Origin of the sequence: Natrinema amylolyticum (assembly GCF_020515625.1) — an archaeon.
In the GTDB taxonomy this organism is placed as follows: Archaea; Halobacteriota; Halobacteria; order Halobacteriales; family Natrialbaceae; genus Natrinema; species Natrinema amylolyticum.
This window is the reverse complement of record NZ_JAIWPJ010000002.1, coordinates 545,265-568,127: the sequence shown is the minus strand read 5'-3', so window position 1 is coordinate 568,127 and position 22,863 is coordinate 545,265. Positions and strand designations below refer to the sequence as shown.

The 22,863-nt window shown below is 62.8% G+C and carries 19 protein-coding genes; 10 read left to right on the top strand and 9 right to left on the bottom strand.

Annotated elements, in window-relative coordinates:
* Positions 1-192: 192 nt before the first annotated feature.
* Positions 193-936 (top strand): cell surface protein, encoded by a 744-nt coding sequence (locus LDH66_RS13055; protein WP_226481508.1) that lies wholly within the window; start codon positions 193-195, stop codon positions 934-936.
* Positions 937-1,053: 117 nt separating this feature from the next.
* Positions 1,054-2,040, top strand: coding sequence for an SDR family oxidoreductase (locus tag LDH66_RS13050; protein WP_226481507.1), 987 nt, complete (start codon positions 1,054-1,056; stop codon positions 2,038-2,040).
* Positions 2,041-2,083: 43 nt separating this feature from the next.
* Here LDH66_RS13050 and LDH66_RS13045 read toward each other — a convergent pair whose 3' ends face one another.
* Positions 2,084-2,545, bottom strand: a complete 462-nt coding sequence (locus tag LDH66_RS13045; protein WP_226481506.1) for an SPW repeat protein — start codon at positions 2,543-2,545, stop codon at positions 2,084-2,086.
* An 808-nt stretch (positions 2,546-3,353) separates the two neighbouring features.
* On the opposite strand from LDH66_RS13045, the gene LDH66_RS13040 reads away from it, so the two are divergent.
* Together LDH66_RS13040 and LDH66_RS13035 are read left to right on the top strand one after the other, a co-directional pair.
* The gene (locus LDH66_RS13040) at positions 3,354-4,385 is read left to right on the top strand and encodes a carboxypeptidase regulatory-like domain-containing protein (protein WP_226481505.1); all 1,032 of its coding nucleotides are present in this window, start codon (positions 3,354-3,356) and stop codon (positions 4,383-4,385) included.
* 352 nt (positions 4,386-4,737) lie between these two features.
* Positions 4,738-5,568 (top strand): IS5 family transposase, encoded by an 831-nt coding sequence (locus LDH66_RS13035; RefSeq protein WP_226481504.1) that lies wholly within the window; start codon positions 4,738-4,740, stop codon positions 5,566-5,568.
* A gap of 145 nt (positions 5,569-5,713) precedes the next feature.
* Here LDH66_RS13035 and LDH66_RS13030 read toward each other — a convergent pair whose 3' ends face one another.
* The 4 genes from LDH66_RS13030 to LDH66_RS13015 form a co-directional block, all read right to left on the bottom strand.
* On the bottom strand, positions 5,714-6,016 hold the full coding sequence (locus tag LDH66_RS13030; RefSeq protein ID WP_226481503.1) for a hypothetical protein: 303 nt from the start codon (positions 6,014-6,016) through the stop codon (positions 5,714-5,716).
* Positions 6,017-6,782: 766 nt separating this feature from the next.
* The gene (gene glmS / locus LDH66_RS13025; RefSeq protein WP_226481502.1) at positions 6,783-8,594 is read right to left on the bottom strand and encodes a glutamine--fructose-6-phosphate transaminase (isomerizing); all 1,812 of its coding nucleotides are present in this window, start codon (positions 8,592-8,594) and stop codon (positions 6,783-6,785) included.
* Positions 8,594-8,737, bottom strand: coding sequence for a hypothetical protein (locus LDH66_RS13020; RefSeq protein WP_226481501.1), 144 nt, complete (start codon positions 8,735-8,737; stop codon positions 8,594-8,596). Before LDH66_RS13020 ends, glmS begins: the two co-directional genes overlap by 1 nt.
* Before the next feature lie 464 nt (positions 8,738-9,201).
* Positions 9,202-9,849, bottom strand: coding sequence for a helix-turn-helix transcriptional regulator (locus LDH66_RS13015; protein WP_226481500.1), 648 nt, complete (start codon positions 9,847-9,849; stop codon positions 9,202-9,204).
* 352 nt (positions 9,850-10,201) lie between these two features.
* Here LDH66_RS13015 and LDH66_RS13010 point away from each other — a divergent pair, with 352 nt between their 5' ends.
* The 4 genes from LDH66_RS13010 to LDH66_RS12995 all read left to right on the top strand — a co-directional run bounded on the left by LDH66_RS13010 (position 10,202) and on the right by LDH66_RS12995 (position 15,721).
* Positions 10,202-11,605 carry a nucleotide sugar dehydrogenase gene (locus LDH66_RS13010; protein ID WP_226481499.1) on the top strand — a complete coding sequence of 468 codons (1,404 nt, stop codon included), beginning with the start codon at positions 10,202-10,204 and terminating at the stop codon, positions 11,603-11,605.
* 117 nt (positions 11,606-11,722) lie between these two features.
* Positions 11,723-12,793: a DUF354 domain-containing protein gene (locus LDH66_RS13005; RefSeq protein ID WP_226481498.1), complete on the top strand. Its 1,071-nt coding sequence runs from the start codon at positions 11,723-11,725 to the stop codon at positions 12,791-12,793.
* Positions 12,793-13,755 (top strand): glycosyltransferase, encoded by a 963-nt coding sequence (locus tag LDH66_RS13000; RefSeq protein ID WP_226481497.1) that lies wholly within the window; start codon positions 12,793-12,795, stop codon positions 13,753-13,755. Before LDH66_RS13005 ends, LDH66_RS13000 begins: the two co-directional genes overlap by 1 nt.
* Positions 13,745-15,721 (top strand): hypothetical protein, encoded by a 1,977-nt coding sequence (locus LDH66_RS12995; RefSeq protein ID WP_226481496.1) that lies wholly within the window; start codon positions 13,745-13,747, stop codon positions 15,719-15,721. Before LDH66_RS13000 ends, LDH66_RS12995 begins: the two co-directional genes overlap by 11 nt.
* A 438-nt stretch (positions 15,722-16,159) precedes the next feature.
* Here LDH66_RS12995 and LDH66_RS12990 read toward each other — a convergent pair whose 3' ends face one another.
* Entirely contained in the window at positions 16,160-16,738 is a 579-nt protein-coding gene (locus LDH66_RS12990) for a metal-dependent hydrolase (RefSeq protein WP_226481495.1), read from the bottom strand.
* Complete coding sequence (locus tag LDH66_RS12985; RefSeq protein ID WP_226481494.1) at positions 16,739-17,728, bottom strand: DUF1616 domain-containing protein; 990 nt, start codon at positions 17,726-17,728, stop codon at positions 16,739-16,741. It abuts the gene before it with no gap.
* 389 nt (positions 17,729-18,117) lie between these two features.
* Between LDH66_RS12985 and LDH66_RS12980 the strand changes: the two genes are divergently transcribed.
* Positions 18,118-18,729 carry a DUF7344 domain-containing protein gene (locus tag LDH66_RS12980; RefSeq protein WP_226481493.1) on the top strand — a complete coding sequence of 204 codons (612 nt, stop codon included), beginning with the start codon at positions 18,118-18,120 and terminating at the stop codon, positions 18,727-18,729.
* A 64-nt stretch (positions 18,730-18,793) separates the two neighbouring features.
* Here LDH66_RS12980 and LDH66_RS12975 read toward each other — a convergent pair whose 3' ends face one another.
* Together LDH66_RS12975 and LDH66_RS12970 are read right to left on the bottom strand one after the other, a co-directional pair.
* Positions 18,794-19,189: a hypothetical protein gene (locus tag LDH66_RS12975; protein WP_226481492.1), complete on the bottom strand. Its 396-nt coding sequence runs from the start codon at positions 19,187-19,189 to the stop codon at positions 18,794-18,796.
* A 239-nt stretch (positions 19,190-19,428) separates the two neighbouring features.
* Positions 19,429-21,132 carry an asparagine synthetase B family protein gene (locus LDH66_RS12970; protein ID WP_226481491.1) on the bottom strand — a complete coding sequence of 568 codons (1,704 nt, stop codon included), beginning with the start codon at positions 21,130-21,132 and terminating at the stop codon, positions 19,429-19,431.
* A gap of 225 nt (positions 21,133-21,357) precedes the next feature.
* Between LDH66_RS12970 and LDH66_RS12965 the strand changes: the two genes are divergently transcribed.
* Positions 21,358-22,686, top strand: a complete 1,329-nt coding sequence (locus LDH66_RS12965; RefSeq protein WP_226481490.1) for a polysaccharide deacetylase family protein — start codon at positions 21,358-21,360, stop codon at positions 22,684-22,686.
* The last annotated feature ends 177 nt before the right edge of the window (positions 22,687-22,863 follow it).

The following is a 22,863-nucleotide window of genomic DNA, read 5'->3' as shown; positions in this document are numbered from 1 at the left end:
GGGTGGGCCGGCCATATCATTGTTCGGCCGCCCGCGGGGGATTCGTCCCGTGCCGAGACCGAAATCGCGGCCCGCCGCCGAATCGGACCGATACTCTCGGAAGTGTCCCCGTATCAGTCAGTAAGTGTCACATCATTTTCCTGTGGGCTGAGAGTAACAAAGCAGACGGGCCGTCTACGGTTGATCCGTCGAATGTCCCGCCTTCGAGACGACCTCCCATCGACGTTCGCGCTGCTCCTCACTATCGTGGCCGTCTTGCTCGCGTTCGGGGTCCTCACGGTGGTCTTCGCCCCGGACCTGCGGGCGGACCAGACGGATTCGTCCGCGGCGGTGGAGAACGATGACCCGTCGGCCGTCGAGTCGGACGCGACGACCGACGAACGCGAGCCCGACGACGCGACCGCCACTGAAACCGATACCGACGATTCATCCGCCGACGGTGACGATAGCAGCCCGACGGAACCGTCACCCGACTCGGAGCCGACTGATTCCGAACCGGCCGTCGATGACGGTTCCGACGAGGAGGACGACGCCGAGGAACCGGCTGAACCAGACGAGCCCGCTGAACCAGATGAGCCCGCTGAACCAGACGAGCCCGCTGAACCAGATGAGCCCGCCGAACCAGACGAGCCCACCGAACCAGACGACCCCACCGAATCGGACGAATCCACAGACACCGACGACCCCGCCGAACCGGACGACTCCGACGATGCGGACGACGACTCCGGACTCGACGTCCTCGAGCGAGCGCTCGAGGAGGCCGGACTGGTCGACGATTCGGACGACTCGGCAGCGAGCGACCGCGACTCACCGGACGACGACGAAGGAGAACCATCGGAAGCCGTCGAACGGGGACCGCCGGACGATGACGAACGGGGTCCGCCGAACGATGACGAACGAGGGCCGCCGGACGACGTCGACCCGTTCGAGGACTGATCGCGCTGGACGCGCGCTCGGTGACTACCGGCCGCTCTCGGAGCCGTCGATGGCTGTGAAAATGACCGCGTCTGACAACTGGGGACTGCCTTCTTCGGTGCCGTCGTAGCACGACCCATGCCGACAACCGCACTCGTGACCGGCTGTTCGTCCGGCATCGGCTACGAAACGGCGCGCGCACTGCTCGACGAGGGCTGGCAGGTCTATGCGACCGCTCGAGACCGTGATCGGGACGGCCTCGAGCGACTGGCCGACCGCGGGGCCGACGTCGCCGCGCTCGACCTGACCGAGCCCGACGATATCGAACGCGTCGTCGAGCGAATTCGCGACGAGGCCGGCGGCGTCGATTGCCTCGTCAACAACGCCGGCTACGGACAGTTCGGCCCGGTCGAAGACGTGCCGACGCGGCTGCTCAAGCGCCAGTTCGCCGTCCACTGTTTCGGGCCGCATCGACTGATTCGGGCGGTACTTCCCCGAATGCGCGAGCGCGGTGCCGGTCGGATCATCACCGTCACCAGCGCCGCGGATCGGCTCGCGCTCGCGGGGATCGGCGGCTACACCGCGTCGAAGTGGGCGATGGCGAGTCTCAGCGACGCGCTTCGACAGGAGTTGACCGATTCGGGCGTCGAGGTCGTCGTCGTGCAACCCGGAATCGTTCGGACGCCGTTCTACGACCGCGCCGTGACGGCGGTCGACGACGCGGCCGCGACCGCGCGAGCAGCGTCGCGAGCCGACGCCGACACCGGAGAGACGGATGCGAATCGGGGCGACACGAGCAGGAAGGTGACCGTCGTCAGTCCGACGGGGTACACCGATCTCTATCGCGTCCTCCGGCGACTCCGCGCCGTCGAAGGCGGCGGTCCGCTCGTCAACGACCCGGATCGAGTCGCCGCGACGATTCGGGAGGCCGCGACCGTTTCGAATCCCGACACGCACTACCGCGTGGGTCCGATCCCCCTGCTCGGATCGTTGTACGGCACGCTCGTTCCCGGCGCGATACGGGATCGGCTCACCAAACTGGGAATTCGACTGGCCGCGAGCGAACCCGTCCTCGATCTGCTCGAGCGACGCACGTCGGACGCGCCGTCCGAGCGATACCCCTGATCGCGACGGGCAGCGACGAAAAAAACCGATCGCGGAGCGGTCGCTATCGCGTTCCGGCGGCCGTTCCCCGCGGGACGTCGCGGCCGGCGGTATAGGCGATGTACGCCGACAGCGCAGCGGCGACGAGTCCCGAGACGATGTTACTCCAGGCCAGTCCCGCACCGGCGACCTCGAGGCCGTCGATCGCGAACTGGCCGTCGATCGCGAAGTGGGAGACGACCGCCCACAGAGCGAGCAGGGCGACGAGCGACATCACGCCGGTACTGGTCGGATGGCCGTTGCTGATCCGGTAGTAGTTGTACCCCGCGAGCAGGAAAATCGCGCCGCCGATCAACAGGTTGTTCCACAGCATGGACTGCGCCGGCTCGTAGACGAACGGCGAGGCGGCCAGCCACAGGCCGATCAGCGAAACGAAGCCGCTCAACCACTTCTGCCCGCCCGGTTCGCCCTGATCACGGGTGTGCGATTCACCGGTCGCCGGGTCGTTCGTCGTCGATTCACTCATGGCTCTCTCGATCGAGTGTACCGCGGGAGCGGTGAAAAATCACGACGACTGTTCACGCCCTGCCCTCGAAATCCGCCCGGAGACTGAACGTTCGGTGACGGATCAACGGGCCGTATGAGCGGCCAAAACCGGCTTTACGACTCGTCAAGCGGTGACTGGTGGACCCCCTCCAGACGGGGTAAAATAGTGTTACCGAACGCCTGATTACGAAGTCGATCATCTCGTTGTAACCAGCTCCCGCAGGTCACCATACCGTCCGAACGGTGAGGGACCGCTCCTCTCGCTCATCAGCGATGGTGTCCGGGTGACTGGCAGTCGATATCCAGACTGAGAGAAACTACATGGTATAGATCTGACCGCTATCGACTGGAGAGACTCCCACCGAAGGGAAATTCTCGAGTGCGCTCATTTTCATACAGTGGGAGTGTTTCCCGCCGTTTCTCCCGCTATAGACACCGTATAACGAGCGCGCTATCCGGTTCTCCCGCTCGAACTGTGATCGTCGTCGCAGACGGTTTTCGGTACTGAAACGGTTTTATCGTCCGTATAGTGAACCGCCGAACCGCGAAAGAGCCGCGTAATGAAAACACTCGCATATGATCGATCGAACTCGTGGGTGACCGAACGCTACAGGCGGTGCAGCCAGCAGCGCACCTCGGGCGACGTGGCGTTCACGACAGTAGCGTCCGGGACCGAGAGCAGAGGTACCGCCGGCCGGTCGATCGCAACCCAGCGGAAAGCGGCAGTATCGGACGGAGACGAGACGGCGCGCACAGAATAACCGATCACGAATCACAATTTCTCAAGTATGCGTCGCAATATCCAAGGACAGCGGACGAAGACCCGATCGATTCAGCGCGGTGTCCAGATTCTGCTCACCGTCAGTGGCATCGTCTTTCTCTTGGCCGGGCTGTTACTGGCTGCGAGCGGGGCCTCCGTCGGCAGCGCCGTCGGGTCGGTCACTGACCGATTCGACGACGCGGACCAACCGGCTGACGACGATATCGACTCGTCGGACGGCGACGCTGCGGACGCCGGCGGCGGGAACGAAACCGATGCTACCAGCGGAGAGAGCGGCGATAGCGGCGATGGCGGTACCACTGACGGCGGCGATGACAGCGATGGCGGCGATGATAGCAATAACGACAGCGGGGAGAGCAGCGATAGCGACGATGGAGACGGCGATACGGACGAAGATAGCAGCGATGGTAGCGATGGTGATGGCGATACGGACGGAGATGACAGCGACGATGGTAGCGACGGAAGCAGCAGCGACGGCGATGACGGACCGCACACGTTGACCGTGACCGTGGAAGATCAGGACGGCAACGCGGTCGAAGGGGCCGACGTCAGCCACGATGGCTCCTTCAGCGGTGAGAAAACGACCGGCGCAGACGGTGAGGTCGAGTGGGAGGTCGAGAACGGGAACTACAGCGTTTCCGCGAACGCGGACGGCTACCAGTCCGCGGAAGACAGCGTCGAGATCGACGGCGGCGACGAGCCGCTCACGCTAACGCTCGAGGAAGAGAGCGACGACTTCGGAGATGACGACTCGAGCAGTGATGATTCGAACGACGACGACAGCACGGTGACGTTCGTCGTGCGAGACGGGAACGGTGACCCGATCGACAATGCGACCGTCGCGCTCGAGCGGGAATCGCTGAGTCTGCAGGGGAAAGAGCGGAAAAGCGTCGATGGGAACGGTGAAGTCGAGTTCGAGCGCGCAGACGGGGAGTACTCGTTCACCGTGACCGTGGATGGGAACGAGTCGGACGAACGGACCATCGACGTCGACGGAGACACGACACTGCCCGTCACGTACGAGACGACTGACGGCTAGAGACGGCTCGGTCCAGCGCGTTTCGTCGCTCGTTTTTATCGGTCCCGGTCCGTCATCGGATCAACTGTCGAGACCATCGATGACCGCGTTCGCTGGACGTCGACGGCAGGAAGCAACGCAGAGGTAGTGCCAATAACAGTAGATAGTAGCACGATTTCTTTATTCAGAAACATACCTGAAAGCGAATCGGTCGGTTCGGTAACCATAGATGTGAATCTAACGCTGGCACTTCTCTCAGTCACCGATGATATTGGAAGAGCCGTGCTGAATACACAGCGCGGGCCACGTTTAGACGCTGCTCAGTTGCCGTCTTGACCGGGATTATGTGGAGGTGAATGAGGAAGCAGCGAGTATGCCGTCTCAACTCGCCCGGTTTACCGACCGATGTGTCGATTTGTCCCAGAACGCTGTCACTGGCGAGCCAGCACCGGCGGTCAGGAAAGGTGACGGCGGCTATGCTGACTGGGTAATTGTCTCGATTCACTGCCTTCGAGAGTACCTGAACCAGCCGTACCGTCGGTTGCTCGACATTCTGCGTGAGATGCCCAGAATCGCGGCAAAACTCGGCCTTGCGGTGGATCAGCTACCGGATTTCACAACCGTCTGTACCCGGAAACAGGATCTCACAATGCGGATCTGGCGGGTGTTGCTGCGGCTGTCTGTCTCGCTGCACGAGCTCGGCGACGTTCAGGCGATCGACGCAACCGGCTTCAAACGCCATCAAGCCAGTCGTCACTACGTCCTCCGTGTCGGATACAATTTTGACGATATCAAGACGACGGCGCTCGTCGATTGCGATACTAGCGTCATCCTCGACATTCATTGCTCGATGAAACAGCCCCATGACACCCAAGTTGGACGGCAGGTACTCACGAGAAATCTGGCACAGCTAACCACGATCACAGCCGACAAAAGCTACGACTGGGACGCGCTCCGGCACGAACTCAGGGATGCTGGAATCCGCCCAGTGATCAAACATCGTGAGTTCTATGGACTTGACAAGGCGCACAACGCTCGCCACGACGAGAACGTCTATCACCGCCGCTCGATCGTTGAAGCAATCTTCTTCGCATTGAAACATCGGTTCGGCGAGACGTTGCGGGCTAGAACGTGGTTTGGACAGTTCAGAGAGCTCGTCTTAAAGGCCGCCGTCAGAAACATCGAGCAAGCCGTGAGGCTCTAACACCACGAATCTTACGCGTCTAAACAAGGCCCACAGCGCGTATATCCCACAAAATTCCAGCAGAAATGGTGTCGGTGGTTGCAGTTATTGAGAGTCGGGGTATGAAAGCGTATTCTTCAGACAGTTACCAGAGTGGAACGGCTCACTACAGGGTTACACCAAACATAGCCAATATACCTGTTATGAGGAAGTACAGGAGAGAACCCCCGACGAATACTGCTACTGTTATCAGTAAGACTGACTGGAGAACTGAATGTCCAGCATCCGTAGAGTCTCCCTCCCTCCGACCCATCCCAGTTCCATTATCTATGTATCCCATGGACTGAAGGGCTGAAGTCCTAGAGTCTCCGTCTGCGTTCTCCATTCTAGCTTCCGTATCCCCATTTACACCCCCTCCTACATCACCATGCAGACCCCCCATTGTGCCACCACCGCCATCTCCGTCCATATTCATTCAGGTACACCGACACTAATAAGCTTTCTCCAGCGTTTATCTACGATTTCTTGCAGGAACGCTAGAGACGCTCTGCATTCAATACTCTGTATTCAGCACGTCGTTTCTGCTATCTCCAGGAGAAATCGGTCGTCGCTTCGTTACCTGTTTGCCCTATACTCACCACGAGTTTCACACTCAGCTCTGAATAAAGAAACCGTATTACCGACTATTGATAAGCGCCACTCTCCGCTCCGAGGGATCGCCCGTGACCGATCGAGATATCACGGTCACGCGACGACCCTCGCGACCGCTCGAGCGGTGTGACATCGCGCACTCGGTGCGTGACACGCCGATCGCAGCGCAGTGACGGAGGCCACCAACGCGCGAAGGAGAACAGTACGAGCGGTGATCTCCCTATCGTCTCCTCGCACTCGAATCGCCGTGACGTCGAGCATCGGTTGTCCCGCTGCGGACGGTCGCAGGTGACGACAGTCGGCGCTCGGCGTTCAGGTACGCGTGACCGCTCGATGTTCCGAGTGCGCGTGACCGCTGTCGTCGCCGTCCGCTCTCTCGGACGGACGAGCGAGCGGTCACCTGTGATCCTCGCCCCTCGAGAGATGGGACTCACTGTTCATCGAGTTGCAGGTCACTGTTCGCCGGGTTGTATGATCGCTGTTTCCAGATCACACTACCGGTCGCTCACGGTATCGCTTCGAGAACGAACGCAGGCGGTGTCGAACGGACGCGTCGAAAAGGCGTTACTCGAGAACCGAGACGATCATTCGACCGTGACGCTCTTCGCGAGGTTGCGCGGTTTGTCGATCGGGCGGTCGAGTTGCTTCGCGGCGTAGTAGGAGAGCAACTGGAGCTGGACGTTCGCGAGCAGGCCCGCCCAGACGGGATGGGTTTCGGGGACCGACAGGTGAGCGTCGGCGACGTCTGCGAGCGGCTGTTCGTCCGGGCCGACGGCGACGATCGGGGCACCGCGAGACTGGGCCTCGATCGCGTTCGTCTTCGTCTTCTCGTCGTCGTCACCGCCGGTCGCGACCGCGAACACGGGCGTCTCTTCGGTCACGAGGGCGAGCGGGCCGTGTTTGAGTTCACCGGCGGCGAACCCTTCCGCGTGCTCGTAGGTGATCTCCTTGAACTTCAGCGCGCCCTCGAGCGCCACCGAGTGTCCGAGCCCGTGCCCGATGAAGAAGTACGAATCGCTATCGAGCATGTCTCGGGCGAGCGTCTCCGCCTGCCCCGTCTCGAGGACGGTCTCGACGTGTTCGGGGAGATCCTCGAGCGCCTCGAGCATCGCCGATCGGTCCTCGACGGGCGTCGCGTCCGGAACGTCGCCGGCGATGCGCTGGGTGAGCAGGGCGAGCGTGACCGCCTGCGAGGAGTAGGTCTTGGTCGCCGCGACGCCGACTTCCGGGCCGGCGCGGATGTAGACGGCGTCGTCGGCTTCGCGCGCGGCCGTCGAGCCGACCACGTTCGTGACGGCGAGCGTCCGCGCGCCGCGATCGGCCGCTTTCCGGACCGCATCGAGCGTGTCGGCGGTCTCACCGCTCTGCGTGACCGCGACGACGAGCGTGGTCTCGTCGACCGGGCCGGCCGTAGATTCGTACTCGCTCGCGCGGAGGACGTCGGCCCGCATGCCCGTTTCCCGCACTAACTGCCCGCCGTACATCGCCGCGTGATACGACGTCCCGCAGGCGACGAACTGGACGGACTCGATACCGTCGAACGAGCCGGGTGGGAGGTCCTCGAAGGCGACATCCCCGTCCTCGATCCGACCCTCGATCGTGTTCGAGAGGGCCGTCGGCTGCGTCTCGATCTCTTTGCGCATGTAGTGGTCGTACTCGCCTTTCCCCGCGTCCTCCGGATCCCAGTCGACGGTGTCGACGGACCGCTCGATCGGCGTTCCGTCGAGATCGGTGATCCGGTAGGAATCGGGCTCGAGAACGACGACGTCGCCGTCCTCGAGGTAGATCACGTCGTCGGTGTGATCGAGGAACGCCGGCACGTCGCTGGCGAGATACCACTCCTCCTCGTCGAGCCCGAGAACGAGCGGGGAGCCCTTTCGCGCCGCGTAGACTCGCTCCTCGCCGTCGACGATCGCGGCGATCGCGTAACTCCCCTCGAGCGTGTCGACGGCCTCGCGGACCGCCCGTTCGGTGTCGTCGGTCGTCGCCAGGTACTCGTCGATGAGATGCGGGATGACCTCCGTATCGGTGTCGCTCTCGAACTCGTGGCCCTTCGCCGCGAGCTCCGTCCGGAGCTCGTCGTAGTTGTCGATGACGCCGTTGTGGACGACCGCCACGTCGCCTGCCGTGTCCGTGTGCGGGTGGGCGTTCTCGTCGGTCGGTGGCCCGTGCGTGCTCCAGCGGGTATGGCCGATCCCCATGTTTCCGTGCGGATCGCTATCGAGCGACGATTTGAGGTCGGACACTTCGCCGGACGTCTTGTGGACCTTGACGCCCGATCCGTTCTGGACGGCGATCCCAGCCGAGTCGTAGCCGCGGTACTCGAGGTTCTCGAGGCCCGTGAGGAGCGTCTCCGCCGCGCTTCCGTGGCCGATACGGGCGATGATACCGCACATCAGCTCATCACCTCCCGAGCGGCGGTCGTCGACTGCGGTGTCCCATCGGACGAACGCCGTGCGACGCGGGTGACGGTGGTCGCGTCGGTCGTTTCGAGCCGGTTCGAGACCGCTGCCTGAACTGCAGTACTGGGTCGTGTCATTGGTATCTCCGACCCCGTCCGCCGGTACTGCCGACGGCCGGGGCTTCACTCTCATCACGTGTGACAGCGGCCATTACTATAGCACGAATAACTCGGTACGGCGCATACGACGGGATCTATCGGCCGTATAATTCCGCGTTCGATCCTCGAAACCGTCTATTTCCGTCTCACACGGGTTGCGATCCCGACATACTCGGGCGGTCGTTCGATTCCGGCTCTCGGAACGGGACCTCGTTCGTTCGGCAACGACCGATTGTATCGCGTCGAGACGAACCTGCCGGATGCCGTGACCGCTCCGCTCTCTTTCGGGTTCGAACGATCACTCCGGGACAGTCTCGAGTTCGAGACGGGACGTCGGAACAGGGGTCGTCGCGGACGGCAGTCGGATCGCCCTCGAACGAGCGACTGGTGGCTGAAAACGGGGTGGGGTGTGACTGCGGGTGAAGACAGGGTCCGGTACGCGCCTACGGCAGGGGGGTATCGACTTCGTCCGACTCCGTCTCTCGGCTCGACGTTCGATCGGCCAGTGTGATGACGTTCTCTCGGCCGACCGATCGCTTCTCGATCGTGCCGTCATCGTGCATCTGCGAGCAGATCCGGCTCACCTTCGACTTCGACCAACCGGTCTCTTCGGTGAGTCGATGCTGACGAATCTGGCCGTGATTCGCGACGAGGAGCCGGACTACCTTTCCTTCGTCGCTCAGGAGCCGTGGCGGCGTTTCTGGCGAGAGATACGACTCGTATGCTCCACGGTCGCTCGTTCGTGCGTGATCCGAGCCATCTCCGTCGCCTGCCGTGTCCGTCACCAGCGGGAACGACGAAACGTCGATATCACGGTCCGATAGCACGTCGGCCATGCGGAGACCGATGAGGCCGCTGATCAACAGGAAGAGAACCGCGATCAGGGCCGATTCCCAGAACGACGTCACTCGAAGCAGTTGTACCCCTGACAACGATCCACCGGACCGGTCGCCAATCTGTGGAACGGCCGGTCCCGATGCGATCGCGTGGACGTCGTACCGCTGTATCGAAGCCGGAACCGTGTCGATCGAGACGGTGCTACGAATCGATTCGAACCGTGCTCTGACTCCGATCTGGGGCGTGGACACCATGATTCGCGGTTCTGATTGCGGTCGGTGCGAGACCGAGTCACGAGCGTCTTGACCTCGCCGACCGCATCGGATATCCGACCCGCGCCCCCTTCATTATAGAGCAGTACAGGTGATTTAACAACGTTCTAAGCGCTCACTCGGACGACCGACTCCCGACCCGCCAAATCCGTCAGTAGCGGTCCCGACCGCCGGTGTCCGCTCGTTGTCGCTCCCGCATCGGTTTATTCGAGGTATAGTAAACCCCCGCAACCGACTCGTCGATTCCACGGAACGCCCCGCGGCTCGCGGGTGCACCGATTCCGGAGTCACCGTCGCACGCGGTCGTGCGACGGTCAGCGACAACGCACCACCCATGACCACGATAATCAGCGACACGGAGACGCGAGCAGACGATCGGGAGAGCGACCAGCACGCACGAAAATCGAGCGGCCGCGGCGGGACCGCCCTCGAGCACTCGAACGCACAGTCGACGCGTGCGGCGACGATCTGTGTCGTCGGACTGGGGTACGTCGGGCTCCCGCTCGCAGTCGGGTTCGCCCAGTCGAACTACCGCGTCATCGGATACGACGTCGACGACGTGACGGTGGGTCGACTCCAGGACGGCGTCGACACGACCGGTGACCTCTCCGACGACGCGATCCAGGACGGTGACATCTCGTATACGACCGACGCGACCGAGATCGGTGCGGCCGACTACGTCATTATCGCCGTTCCCACGCCGATCGACGACGACGATCGGCCGGACCTCGGCTACGTCGAGAGCGCGGCGACCACCGTCGGCTCGAAGATGGACCCCGGAACGACGGTCGTCCTCGAGTCGACGGTCTACCCGGGCACGACGCGCGAGACGCTCGTGCCGGCACTCGAAGACGCGTCCGGACTGACCGCCGGCACGGACTTCTTCGTCGGCTACTCTCCGGAACGCGCCACGCCGGGCGACGAGGAACACGGCCTCGAGGACGTCGTCAAAGTCGTCAGCGCACAGAACGAGCGGGTACTCGAGGACGTGGCGACGCTGTACGAGTCGATCGTCGACGCGGGCGTCCACCGCGCCCCGTCGATCGAGGTCGCCGAAGCCTGCAAGGTCGTCGAGAACGCCCAGCGGGACCTCAACATCGCGTTCGTCAACGAGCTCTCGATGGCGCTCGACAACATGGACGTCGACGGACAGGCCGTCCTCGAGGCCGCGGGCACGAAGTGGAACTTCCACGACTACCGGCCGGGGCTGGTCGGCGGCCATTGCATTCCCGTCGATCCGTACTTCTTCGCGTACCGATCGGCCCGAGAAGGGTTCGACCCCGAACTCATGCAAACGAGCCGGCAGGTCAACGAGTCGGTGCCCGACCACGTCGCCGAGCTGACGATCAAGGCGCTCAACCAGTGTCACAAGACGCTCCGCGAGAGTCGCGTCCTGGTGTTGGGACTGGCGTACAAACCGGGCGTCGGGGACATTCGAAGCTCGAAGATCGGCAACGTCATCGACGAACTCCGGGAGTACGACATCGACGTCGAGGGGTTCGACCCGTTCGCGGACGACGATGCGGCCCGAGAGTCGTTCGGCATCGAGGTTCAGGACCGACTCTCGTTCGAGGGGTTCGACGCCGTCATGCTCGCGACGCCCCACGAGGAGTTCGAACAACTGGACCTCGAGGCAGTGGCGAGCGAACTCGCCGACGATCCCGCACTGATCGACGTGACCGGCGCGGTCGACGAAGACGCCGCCGCCGACGCGGGACTCGCCTACCGGAGGTTGTGAAGCGATGCGAGACCAGCGTCACGTCTTCGACGGACCGATCGTCCGGACGCGGAGTCGAACGCCGCCGACAGCGATCACCGTCTCGAGCCGCCGGCCGATCGCGGAGGTGGACTGACGATGCGCGTGATGATAACGATCCAGCATCCCGGCCACGTCCACTTCTTCCGGAATCCGATCGCGGAACTGGAAGCGCGAGGCCACGACGTCCACGTCTTCGCTCGCGAGAGCGACGTCGCCGTCCGGCTCCTCGAAGCGTACGACATCGACCACGAGGTGTTGGCCGGCGAATCCGACTCGCTGGTCTCGCTGGCGGCGGTTCAGGCGACGTACGAGCTGCGACTGCTGCAGCGAGCGCGGCGGATCGATCCGGACGTGATCACGGCGATCGGCGGCGTCGCTGCCGCCCACGTCGCGTCGATGGTGCGTACGAAGAGTCTCGTCTTCTACGACACCGAACACGCGACTCTCATCACGAAACTCGGCTATCCGTTCGCGGACGTGATCGCCACACCGGCGTGTTATCGGGACGATATCGGCCCGAAACAGGTGACGTACCCGGGCTATCACGAACTCGCCTATCTCCATCCCGAGCGGTTCGACCCCGACCCGACGGTACGCGAGGACGTCGGGCTCGCCCCCGAGGAATCGTTCGCCGTCGTCCGACTCAGCAGCTGGGACGCCTCCCACGACGTCGGTCACGGCGGCTTCGACGACCCCCGAGCGGTCGTCGAGCGACTCGAGGATGCGGGCGTCCGGGTCCTACTGACGGCGGAAGGAGAGCCGCCGGCCGCCCTCGAATCGTATCGATTCGAGACGTCGCCGGACCGGATGCACGACCTGCTCGCGTACGCCGACGTCGTGCTGAGCGAGGGGGCGACGACCGCGGCGGAAGCCGCCATGCTCGGCACGCCCGCGGTCTACGTGAACCCCCTTTCGCTCGGCTACACGACGGAACTCGAGGAGGAGTACGGCCTGTTGTTCGAGTACGACGGCGATGCGAGACACGCGCACGGGCTCGAGCGGGCCGTCTCGGTCGTCGACGAATCCGCCGACACGTGGGAGCGCCGTCGCGAGCGCCTGCTCGCCGACCGGATCGACGTCACGGACTACGTCGTCCGACGGATCGAGACGCTCGCGCAGACGCGTACCGCGGGACGATCGACTCCCGCAGCCGATACAGGCCACTGATGAAGGTACTCCAACTGGTCACGTCGCCGCGGCCGTTTTTCGATCAGCAGGTGTCCGCCCTCGAGGACCGTGGCGTCGACTGTACGGTCCTCGAAGTCCCCGGCGAACACAGCGGGGATTCGGGCCGGTCAGCAGTCGATTACGCCCGACTCTACCCGAAACTCCTCTCGGCGGTCCAGTCGACGTCGTACGATCTGGTGCACGCGAACTACGGGCTCGTCGCCCCCTTCGCGCTCGCTCAGCCGACGCGACCGGTCGTCGTGACGCTGTGGGGAACCGATCTCATGAGCCGGCAGTCGTGGCTCCGATCGATCAGTCGCCACAGCGCCCGCCGGTCGGACGCCGCGATCGTTCCGAGTCGGGCCATGTCGCGCGAACTCGAGGCCGAGCACCGACTGATTCCGTTCGGTGTCGACACCGAGCTGTTTCGGCCGATGTCTCGAGCGCACGCGCGCGAGCAGATTGGATGGGAGACCGATCGACCGGTCGCGCTCTTCCCGTACGACCGAACTCGATCGGTGAAGGACTTTTCGCGGGCACGCCGGCTCGTCGAGCACGCGGACGCCGACCTCGAACTCCGGACGGTCTCCGGCGTCGCTCACGAGGTGATGCCCTACTACATGAACGCGAGCGACGTCCTGCTTGTCACGTCGAAACGCGAGAGCGGCCCGATGGTCGTCAAGGAGGCCGCCGCGTGTAACCTGCCGGTCGTCTCGACGGACGTCGGATTCGTCCGCGAGACGGTCCGCGGCGTGACGAACTGCGTCGTCAGCGACAACGACGGGGCGCTCCTCGGCGGGCTTGAGCGGGCCGTCGAAGACGGCGGACGATCCGACGGTCGCGATTCGATCGACGGGCTCTCCGTCGAGTCCCTCGGAGAGCGCCTCCACGGACTGTACCGCCGATTATTGGACCGGGACGGAGAGCTGTGCCGTCCGACGGGGGTCAGCCATGAAGTATAGATCGCTGTCGGAACTGCGACCGCTGCGACTCGACACCGTCGCGGCGATCTGCGGCTTCCTGCTCGCTGCGGTGCTGTTTCCGCTGCGATTTCTCACGTCGCAGATTTACCTCAATACCGTGCCGGTGATCCTCGGCACCGCGTGTGCGTTGTATCTCCTCTCCCTGTATCAGCGGGACGACTCGCGGGCCTTCCCGACCCTTCCGTCGGCGGTGTCGATGGCGCTCCCGAGCGTCGTCCTGGTCGGACTCGCGGGGCTCGTACTGCTGACGGTCGTTCAGGGGGCGCGAACGCGGCTCTTCTTCGGGCTGGCGAGCGTCGTCGGGACGCTCGTCATCGGCCAGATCGTCTTCGCGAGCGATCGCGACCTCCATCCCGGCTTGCTGCTCCTCCAGATCGTCTGCTTCGCGTTCGTCTTCCGGTTCACCGCGCTGTACGCGACACCGGGGTTCATCGGGATCGACATCTGGACACACCGCGGATTCATCGATGCGATCCTCACGGAGCAGTCCCTGAGCGCGATTTCCCACGACAAACACTACGGGTCGCCGTTTTACCACCTGCTGGTCGCCGCTTCGTCGCTGCTGTACGACGTCCCGATTCGTGCCGCGTTGTATCTCTCCGTGGGACTCGTGATGCCCCTCGCGGCCCTGCTCGTCTACGCGACCACGAACTTGCTCGTCTCGCCGCGGTGGGCAGTGCTGGCGACGGCGTTCTACGCCTTCGCGAGCCACGTCGCGAGATGGGGAATGCACCTCATCCCCACGAGCCTGGGGCTGATCTTCTTCCTCGCGATGTTGTACGCGTTGATCCGAGTGATGCGGATCGAGTACACGATCCGGGACTTCTCGCTCCTCGTGTTGTCGAGCGTCGCCGTTATCCTCACCCATCAGGTGTCGACGTTCATCATGCTCGTCCTGTTGCTCGCAGCGTTTCTCGCTCAGATCGTGTTCGTGATCGGTCCGCTCGGGCTCACGCGGCTCGACACGAGCGTCTTCCGGACGAAAAAACCGGTCAACCTCGTCGGACTGGTCGTCTTCAACCTCGGACTGACGATTTTCGTGTGGTCGCTGACACCGTATCGTCAGGACTCGTTCCTGGCGACGGTCCTGAGTTACTTCACCCAGACGCTCGAGGAGAGCGCCGGATTCCTCAATACCGCGGGCGACTCGTCCGACGGGGCCGAAGCGGGGGCCGAGGCCGCGCCCTCGCTGATCGAACAGCTCGTTCCCTACGTGGACAACCTCGGATTCCTGCTCCTGCTCGGTGTCACGTTCGTCGGCTGTCTGTACGTCGTCCACAGGCGACGCGCCGAACAGTCGGTGTTCACCCTCTTGCTGGCGGCAGCCTTCATGCTGGTGTTCGTCCTCGGACTGCCGATGTTCGGCATCCGGAACTTCATCCCGACGCGCTGGTTCGCGTTCCTCTACGCACCGATGGCAGTCCTCGGTGCGATCGGCGTACGGGCGCTGAGAGGGAACATGACGCCGGCACTGATCGCCTCCGTGTTGCTCGTCGTCGTGCTCGTCTATCCGGGCGCGATGGTCCTCGCCGCCGAGAGCAACGCCGACAATCCGGTCTTCTCGAACCAGCACGAGCGCCTCGCGTACGACGAATCGGAGCTCGCCGCGGCCGAGTCGATCGGCGAGCTGACCGGGTCGCCGCAGGGAGACGAGATCCGCCCCGATCAGCAACTCCACACCGACCACCCGTATCAGACGCTGTTCAGTCGGACCGGCGCGTATCCGTCGACGACGACCGCGACGGTTCCCGAGGACGGCATCGCGGCGCACAACTATACGGTCTATCGATCGGAACAATCGACCGACGCGACGTACGTCACGGACGCCGACGGGAACGCACGGATCGCACAGCTCTCTCGAGAGCAACTCTGTCGGCCGGAGCAGGCCACGGTCTACACGAACGGGGACGTGACGATGTGTACGGCCTCTCCGACAAGTAACTGACCGTCCCCGTCGTCTCGACCGGACGACCCGATCTTCTCGGACTACTGCATCTCCTTTTCGGGCTACTGCACCTCTTTCCGGACCACTGCGAACGGTTCTGACCGTGAGTGGAACCGACGGAACCGTCCCGACCGGTAATGGCACAGCCGACGACCGGTCGCCTATCGGCTTGCCTCTGCCGTCTGTCTGCCGATCTCAGCGGATTCTCGAGGTCGACACGACTAGTTCCCCCTGTACTCGATACGACGATCGACAACGCTCTCTGTGCGATCCGAGTCACGTTCCGTATCCCAGATGAGACACTGTCGTTCGACCGGAGGACATCTCACAGAACAGCCACGGGAAGCGCACAGTGGTGGTCTCAGGTGATTTCGACCGGGAGACGTAATTTCCTTGGAGTAACCGTTCGGAGCCCCTTCGATAGCGGTTGATCGCCGATCATCGATGTCGCTGGGCGCGGAGCAGCCGCCAGGCGTCAGCAGCGATCGGCGCACCGTCGAACAGCCAGAGTGCCAGCACGGCGAGACCGAGCAGGGACTGGAACGCGATCTGTACCGTCAGCCCGCTGGTGAGGAGTTGGTGCACGTATCGGAAGAAGTAGAGAGCGAAGTGATCGAGGAATCCACCGTGAGAGGTCGCTGGCGGCGATGTGATCGGCCAGAGGACGGTCCGGAGATCGACCGCCCGTCCTCTGAACAACTGGCTGAGCATGTCGGCGATCGGGTGTGAGAGGTACGCGAGTGCGAAGGCACCCGAAAGGACTCGTTCCCCTCGCCGGACGGCCACCGCGTATACCGCGAGGCAAACGAACGGGGCGACGAAAATCGAGTGCCCGATCGAGTAGCCGCCGTCCGTGATACCGATCGTCCAGGCGAGCGGCTTGTCGATAAGGTCCGGTAACTGTGACCCGACGGCGACGGCGATCGTTTCGCGAGCCGACGGCGACGTTCGAAAGACCACGTTCGTCGTCAGAGAATACAGGACGTACGCGAACGCGAGGTGCTCCCACGGCCACATCTATGCCACCTCGATCGGAAGCCGGGCGACGCGATAGGCGTTGTCGGTCGTCGGCTCCGCCGGCGGTTCACCCTCGTACAGCAGCAGCGTCAACCGGAGGTCGTCCCCCCGCATCGTCGGCGTGATCTCGAGGCTCTGGCGGTGCGTACCGCCATCGGGAACCGTCGCCGTCTTTCTGTCCACCTCCGTCGATTCGCGGACGGTCACGTTGGAACCGTCGTCGCTCACCCGCTGGAGTAGGACCACGGTCGTGTAAGTCCGCTCTTCGTGCTCCCGGTTCGTGATCGTCGCTTGCAGTTCCTGACGTTCCCCCGCGGTATAGGTCGACTCGTACGTCGTTTCCGTCTCTCCGGTGACGTTTTCTGATCCGATCGACAGTTCCGTGAACCCGTCGTGCTGTGGCGGGTTCGCGAGAGCAAAGCCACCGCTCGCGAGCAATAGGAGCAGCCCGATCCCGATAGCTACGTTGTACGGTCGGTAACTGATTCGCTCGTACGGACTCGGACGAACTCGAGTAAAGAACGGTGAGACCGACGATATCGAGGGTGTGAACCGCCGATCGGGCGGACAGCGGTATCGAGAACCGATCGCGAGGAGGGCGAGGACGACGGTGACAACTGCCAGTCCGGAGAGTACCGGTTCGAGCGTCACTCCCCCTGGGGTTATGGTCGCGAAAAGGGTTATCGCGGGTACGATCGCAACGCTAAATACGACTGACAGGACCATTCGTTCGACCGCCTCGAGACCACCGCTGACTAGTAACGGACTGCCGAGTCCAGTTTTCTCGTCGTCGAAGGTCCGATAGTCGTCGTTTGGCTCGTCCGGAAAGAGGGCCGAGACCAGCGTATACCCAGGAAGGAAGAGAACGAGCGGAATTGTCAGCACGATTCTCACAGACCCGCTCGACCCTGAAATAATGCCGAACGTGAGGGCGCCGGTGACTGCGATGACGACTGCCAGATCGAAAAACCACCAGTGAGTGTCGCTCATTTCGTCGTCACTAGGGGACAGTGGCGGTTTATTATCGCCGAGATAAGCCCCGATTCCACGGCACAGTCCGACGGCCGTCTGACACCGAATTATAATGATCTCGACACTGGATCTGCTTAAGTCACTTTCGCCCGTTCTTGAGAGTCTCAGAACGGTGAATGCACGCAAATTCGGCACGAACATCGGAAATCAGCGCGGTTTTTATCCCGAAATAAAGAACCCTATACCATTCTCAAATTTCCGTATCTGGGCGCTAAGAAGGGCGATATATCGGTATAAAAATGTCGTGAAACGATTCTAGAGCCCGTAAAAATACATAAAGTATGAAATTCAGAAATACACGGTATCCATCCTTTATTACCCTCTTCTGAATAGGGAGAATTGGCGCAATGAAAGCGAAACATATCAGCTCCGAAGAGAAGGACGAGGCAGGTGAGATCGACGACGATCAGGGCGCGGATGAGGACGCTGATTGCCTCTCCGAGGAGCCTGCGTTTTCGAAGGACGACATCTTTCATCTCCTGCAGAACGAACGTCGTCGGATGGTACTCCGGTATCTCCGAGGTACTGAAGGGCCCGTACGCATGCGCGATGTCGCAGAACAGGTCGCGGCGTGGGAACACGATACCACCGTCGAAAACCTCACGTCGACACAGCGTCAGCGCGTCTACATCCCCCTCTACCAGTCGCATCTCTCGAAACTCGACGAAGCGGGTCTGATCGAGTACCAGCAAAACCGCGGGCTCGTCGAGCGAAAGCCCCCTGCAGATCGAGTCGACCAGTACCTCGAATTGGACTCGACCGAGGAATCGACCGATGAGAAGCGCTCTGCGAGCCCACAGTGGGACGATTACTATATCGGAGCGACGGTCGTCTCCTACGCCATTCTCCTCGGTGCAGTGATGGAGTTGCCGTTTACCTCGGTCCTCTCGGGCATCGGTCTGAGCGCGCTCATCCTCACGGTCTTTACGGTGGTCACGATCAAGCGACTCGTCAACTGAAATGACTGGGAGACAGTTCTCGACACGGACCGAAACGGCGACCGAAGCAGTAGACGCCTGTCCGTTAGGAAATCAGGACGGAAACCGAGACGAGCGTGATGAACACGAGCAGCAACCCGATCGAGATCGTCGCGAGCACGGCCGGTGAGAAGAGCTGCCCTTCGCTCGTGTGAGCGGCGGACCGCTCGATCAGCCCCTGTGTTTCGTCGAACTCGATGGCACCCGACGCGTCGAGTGCCGGCAGCCGCTCCTGATGTAGTCGCTCGTGGATGGTCGCCCACGTTTCGATCGGCGGATAGGCCGGTTCGACCAGCGAATCGGTGACTTCGTCGACGGTCACGGGCGTGTCCATCTCGTTGAGGACGTCCACGAGAGCGTCGTCGGATTCCGGAAGAAACCCCTCCACTCGAGTATCAGTTCCCTGGTCCGCCGAGAAATCACTTCCTGGAGCGTAGACCATTGTCACGCCCGAACTCGTACCGGAAGCCCCAGAACGCTCTTCATCGGGTTCGTCGGGCGAAGAGCGCAACCAAGACGGCGTCAGACGCATATTCCGCGCTAAAACACCGTGGTATATAAGGCTTCTCACGGTTTACACTTGTGAACGGAATAGATAGCACTTAGTATGATTTTTGTGGGCGATCGTCGCGGCAGAACCCAATCGAGAAGTCTCCATTCGTCCGGATCGGACCGAGCGAGTTAGGCGACCGTCCGCTCCGGTGGCCGCAGCCACGAGCAGAGTTGCTCCTGTGAGTCCGACCAGCACTCGAGCCACCCGCGGAGGTCGGTGAGTCTGAGTTTGTGTCTGGCCGGCAAGCGATGGACGTGCTCGAGGTCGCCCAACAGCCGTCGATCGAAGTCGTGGCGTTCGAATAGCGTCTTGCGGTCCGGCCACGGCGGTTCGAACGACGAGAGAAACGGTGTCTTCCGCCGAACGAAGCCTTCCACCTCGTTGAGTAGCGTCGCATCGTGCGGTCGGTCGGGCGGACGGTGTCGCAGGATGTCGTCGTCGATCCGCTCGCACGCCCGGAGGAACGTTTCCGTCGTTCGGTCTTCCGGCGGTGTCATGAGGTGCCAGTCGATCAGGTCGCGGTCCGTCGCCAGAAACGAGGTCACGAAGTGATCGGACAGGTGAGTGTGGAAGGGCATCGACGGCTGGTTTGCGATCCCACAGCAGGTGAGCGCGTTCTGGACCGTCTCCGCGCGGTCCCGTCTCGCCGCGAACTCGTCGCCGATAGCGTTCCTGACGAACGCTTCCGGATCGACGTCGAAGGACGTCCGCTCGGCGAGCTCGAGGCTGGCCTCGCGGCTGTAGCCAAACTTCTCGAGGAGCACTTCGACGGGGTCCGGATCCGGATCGAGCCGGCCGGTCGGAATGCGTTTATCGAGGACGTCGACGGTCTCCGAGGCGGTAAAATGGCCGCGGAAGAACGTGTCACAGAGGAGGCCGTGATACATCGTATCGACCTCGATTTCGTCCGTGTAGCCGGCGTGGTGGATATGCAAGGACTCTTTGATCCCCTGTGAGTAGCGGATCTTCGACTCGTCGGGCCGGAGATAGCGCTCGTCCGGCGGGAAGGCAGTGTGGCTCGCGCCGTACTGGGCGGCGAGCGATCGCGCGCCGCGGACCTCCTGTGCCGCCAGTGATCCCACCGTATAACTGCGGTCGATGTCCTCGACTTGCGAGAGGATGATTCGCGAGTCGTAGCCCGCCGAGAGGAGCACGCCCGCTCGACCCGGGAGCGACGACCGCCGTCGGAGCGCCCGCTCGAGTCGATCGGCGAGTTCGTCGACCGCGTCGAATTGTCGGGACGGCTGCGGGTCGTAGACGAAGCGATCGAGCGAGTCGACCGACGCGGGCGTGAGCCGGCTGTCGATCGGCAGTCGCTGGAGTCCCCTGACGGTCGTCTTCTCGCCGAGGATAACCCCGAGGTGGAGGAATTCGAGGACGCCGTCTCGAGAGAGCGTCGGGTCCGCGATCGTTCGGCCGATCGCAGCGGCGTCAGTTCCGAAGACGCGAGTCCCCGAATCGTCGGTATAGAAGCACTCTCGGGACCGAACGGGATCCGTGGCGACGAACGCGTCGTCGCTCCACTCGGCGTCGACCACGGCCAGGTACGACCCGTTGAGCGCCGCCAGTGCGTCTCGTCCGTCCGTCTCGTAGCGCTCGAGGAGCCAGCGCGCGGCGTTTGGCTCGTCACCGGGAACGTACGCCTCGCCCCAGATGAGACAGCACCCCTCGTCGCCGGTGTACGCGGCGCTCCAGCCGGGTGTGCCGAGATCGGAATCGCGGATTCCGACCGTCAGCGTCGATCCGGCGAGCACCTCGTCGAAGTCGTCGCTGGATCTGAACCGCTCGAACGCGTCTATACCGCCGAATACACCGAAGAGTTCCCTGTTCATTGTCGAAGACTCCCTCGTAGACGGCGTACGGTCACGTGGGAAAGAGTCGCATTCCGACCGATCCTCGGTTCCCGTACGCCTCCGTGGGCCACCTTCGGACGAACACTCAATTACTATACTACCGTTAAGCCTCGAGCCGACGGATTCGGGGCGAGTCGGGCGACCGTCGCTCCGGCCTATCTGATCTATAATAATGGGATCGCTGTCGGTAGCTTCGGATCGTCAATGTCACAGAAACGCGCGACGCGACGACGGTTCCTCGCACTGTCGGGTGCGGTCGGACTCACGGGTATGGCCGGCTGTGCGGATCGACTCAGGTCGGCGACCGACGAGGTCAACGGCAATTCATCGGACGAAACCCCGGGTGGGTCGGAGGACTCGATACCGGGCCTCACGGACGGAGTCCCGGCGCTCGAGACCGAGTTCGACAGTCGAGAACAGTATCGACAGCCGGGCGAATCGCTCGACGACTTCGCAGATCTCGATGCCTGGACCGTCAGTCGGGGATCCGGCGAAGCGGACACGGACGTCGTGTTCGACGGTGAGCAGAGTTTCAAGCTTCAGTCGAACGGCGGCGAGAGTATCATCGCGGAGCGGAGCCTCGAGGGCGAAGACCTGACGGAGACTGACCTCTCCGTTGCGATCCGGACGACGACGCCCCAGAGCATCGCGGTCAACCTGCGTCTCGTCGACCAGTTCGGCGGCGAGAAGGTGTACTCGCTCCGGGAGATCAGGTACCGCGCGCCCGACGTCGGCTGGTTCCGGACGAGTCCCGGCGTCTTCCAGCAAGACGAACCCGAACCGTCGCTGGACTATCTCGATCGACTCGAGATTCAGGTGCTCCACTCCATGCCGGAGGCGGAGGTCTGGGTCGACGATCTGCGGACCCACGAGACGCCCGATCAGGGGTACGTCATGCTGAGCTGGGACGACGGGACGCGCGACTACTACGAGACCGCCGCGCCGCTCCACGACGAGTACGGGTTCCCGGCGGTTCAGGCACCGGTGCCGCGGTGGGTCGAACAGGAACAGGAGGGAGTCATGTCGCTCTCGGAACTGCAGGAGCGCCAGGACGCCGGCGACCAGATCGTCGTCCACGGGACGCACGATCCGATCCACGAACTCGACGGCGAAGACGTGATCGACGAACGGCTCAGGAACGACAAACGGTGGTTCATCGACAACGGCTTCGAAGGGGCGAACTACATCGTCTATCCGCACAACAGTTTCGACGAGACGAGCCTCGAGCAGACGACCGACTACCACTACTGCGGCGGCTTCAACCAGGCCGGAAACGTCAACACGACGAGCGTCTACGGCTTCGATCCGCTCGCCCTCCCGCGGACGATCGGACACGACCTCGAGATTTCGAAACGGTGTGTCGATCTCGCCGCTCGTCACAACCAGTGTACAATCCTGAACTTCCACACGTTCGACGCCGACAACACGATGCCCGAGGGCGACTACGAGGCGTTACTCGAGCACATCGACAGCGCCGACGTCGAGGTAATTACGTTCGACGACCTCTGGAAACTTCGAGCGGGCGACCGCTGAGTTACGGCTCTCGTCGTCACCGCTCACAGTCCGCAGACGAACGCTCGAAATGACCGTAGTTCCGGGAGCGACCCCACCCCGTTCACGAACCGCGAGATGTTTCTCCGTCCACGAGCCGGAAGCGCGGTGTTTGACGCTGATTGCGCCACGTTGGACGGCAGGTAATCGACGAACGAG

Excerpts from the sequence above, each read along its gene's own strand:
- LDH66_RS13055 (WP_226481508.1), top strand. The coding sequence starts at position 193 with ATGTCCCGCCTTCGAGACGACCTCCCATCGACGTTCGCGCTGCTCCTC.
- LDH66_RS13050 (WP_226481507.1), top strand. The coding sequence starts at position 1,054 with ATGCCGACAACCGCACTCGTGACCGGCTGTTCGTCCGGCATCGGCTAC.
- LDH66_RS13045 (WP_226481506.1), bottom strand. The coding sequence starts at position 2,545 with ATGAGTGAATCGACGACGAACGACCCGGCGACCGGTGAATCGCACACC.
- LDH66_RS13040 (WP_226481505.1), top strand. The coding sequence starts at position 3,354 with ATGCGTCGCAATATCCAAGGACAGCGGACGAAGACCCGATCGATTCAG.
- LDH66_RS13035 (WP_226481504.1), top strand. The coding sequence starts at position 4,738 with ATGCCGTCTCAACTCGCCCGGTTTACCGACCGATGTGTCGATTTGTCC.
- LDH66_RS13030 (WP_226481503.1), bottom strand. The coding sequence starts at position 6,016 with ATGGACGGAGATGGCGGTGGTGGCACAATGGGGGGTCTGCATGGTGAT.
- glmS (WP_226481502.1), bottom strand. The coding sequence starts at position 8,594 with ATGTGCGGTATCATCGCCCGTATCGGCCACGGAAGCGCGGCGGAGACG.
- LDH66_RS13020 (WP_226481501.1), bottom strand. The coding sequence starts at position 8,737 with ATGACACGACCCAGTACTGCAGTTCAGGCAGCGGTCTCGAACCGGCTC.
- LDH66_RS13015 (WP_226481500.1), bottom strand. The coding sequence starts at position 9,849 with ATGGTGTCCACGCCCCAGATCGGAGTCAGAGCACGGTTCGAATCGATT.
- LDH66_RS13010 (WP_226481499.1), top strand. The coding sequence starts at position 10,202 with ATGACCACGATAATCAGCGACACGGAGACGCGAGCAGACGATCGGGAG.
- LDH66_RS13005 (WP_226481498.1), top strand. The coding sequence starts at position 11,723 with ATGCGCGTGATGATAACGATCCAGCATCCCGGCCACGTCCACTTCTTC.
- LDH66_RS13000 (WP_226481497.1), top strand. The coding sequence starts at position 12,793 with ATGAAGGTACTCCAACTGGTCACGTCGCCGCGGCCGTTTTTCGATCAG.
- LDH66_RS12995 (WP_226481496.1), top strand. The coding sequence starts at position 13,745 with ATGAAGTATAGATCGCTGTCGGAACTGCGACCGCTGCGACTCGACACC.
- LDH66_RS12990 (WP_226481495.1), bottom strand. The coding sequence starts at position 16,738 with ATGTGGCCGTGGGAGCACCTCGCGTTCGCGTACGTCCTGTATTCTCTG.
- LDH66_RS12985 (WP_226481494.1), bottom strand. The coding sequence starts at position 17,728 with ATGAGCGACACTCACTGGTGGTTTTTCGATCTGGCAGTCGTCATCGCA.
- LDH66_RS12980 (WP_226481493.1), top strand. The coding sequence starts at position 18,118 with ATGAAAGCGAAACATATCAGCTCCGAAGAGAAGGACGAGGCAGGTGAG.
- LDH66_RS12975 (WP_226481492.1), bottom strand. The coding sequence starts at position 19,189 with ATGGTCTACGCTCCAGGAAGTGATTTCTCGGCGGACCAGGGAACTGAT.
- LDH66_RS12970 (WP_226481491.1), bottom strand. The coding sequence starts at position 21,132 with ATGAACAGGGAACTCTTCGGTGTATTCGGCGGTATAGACGCGTTCGAG.
- LDH66_RS12965 (WP_226481490.1), top strand. The coding sequence starts at position 21,358 with ATGTCACAGAAACGCGCGACGCGACGACGGTTCCTCGCACTGTCGGGT.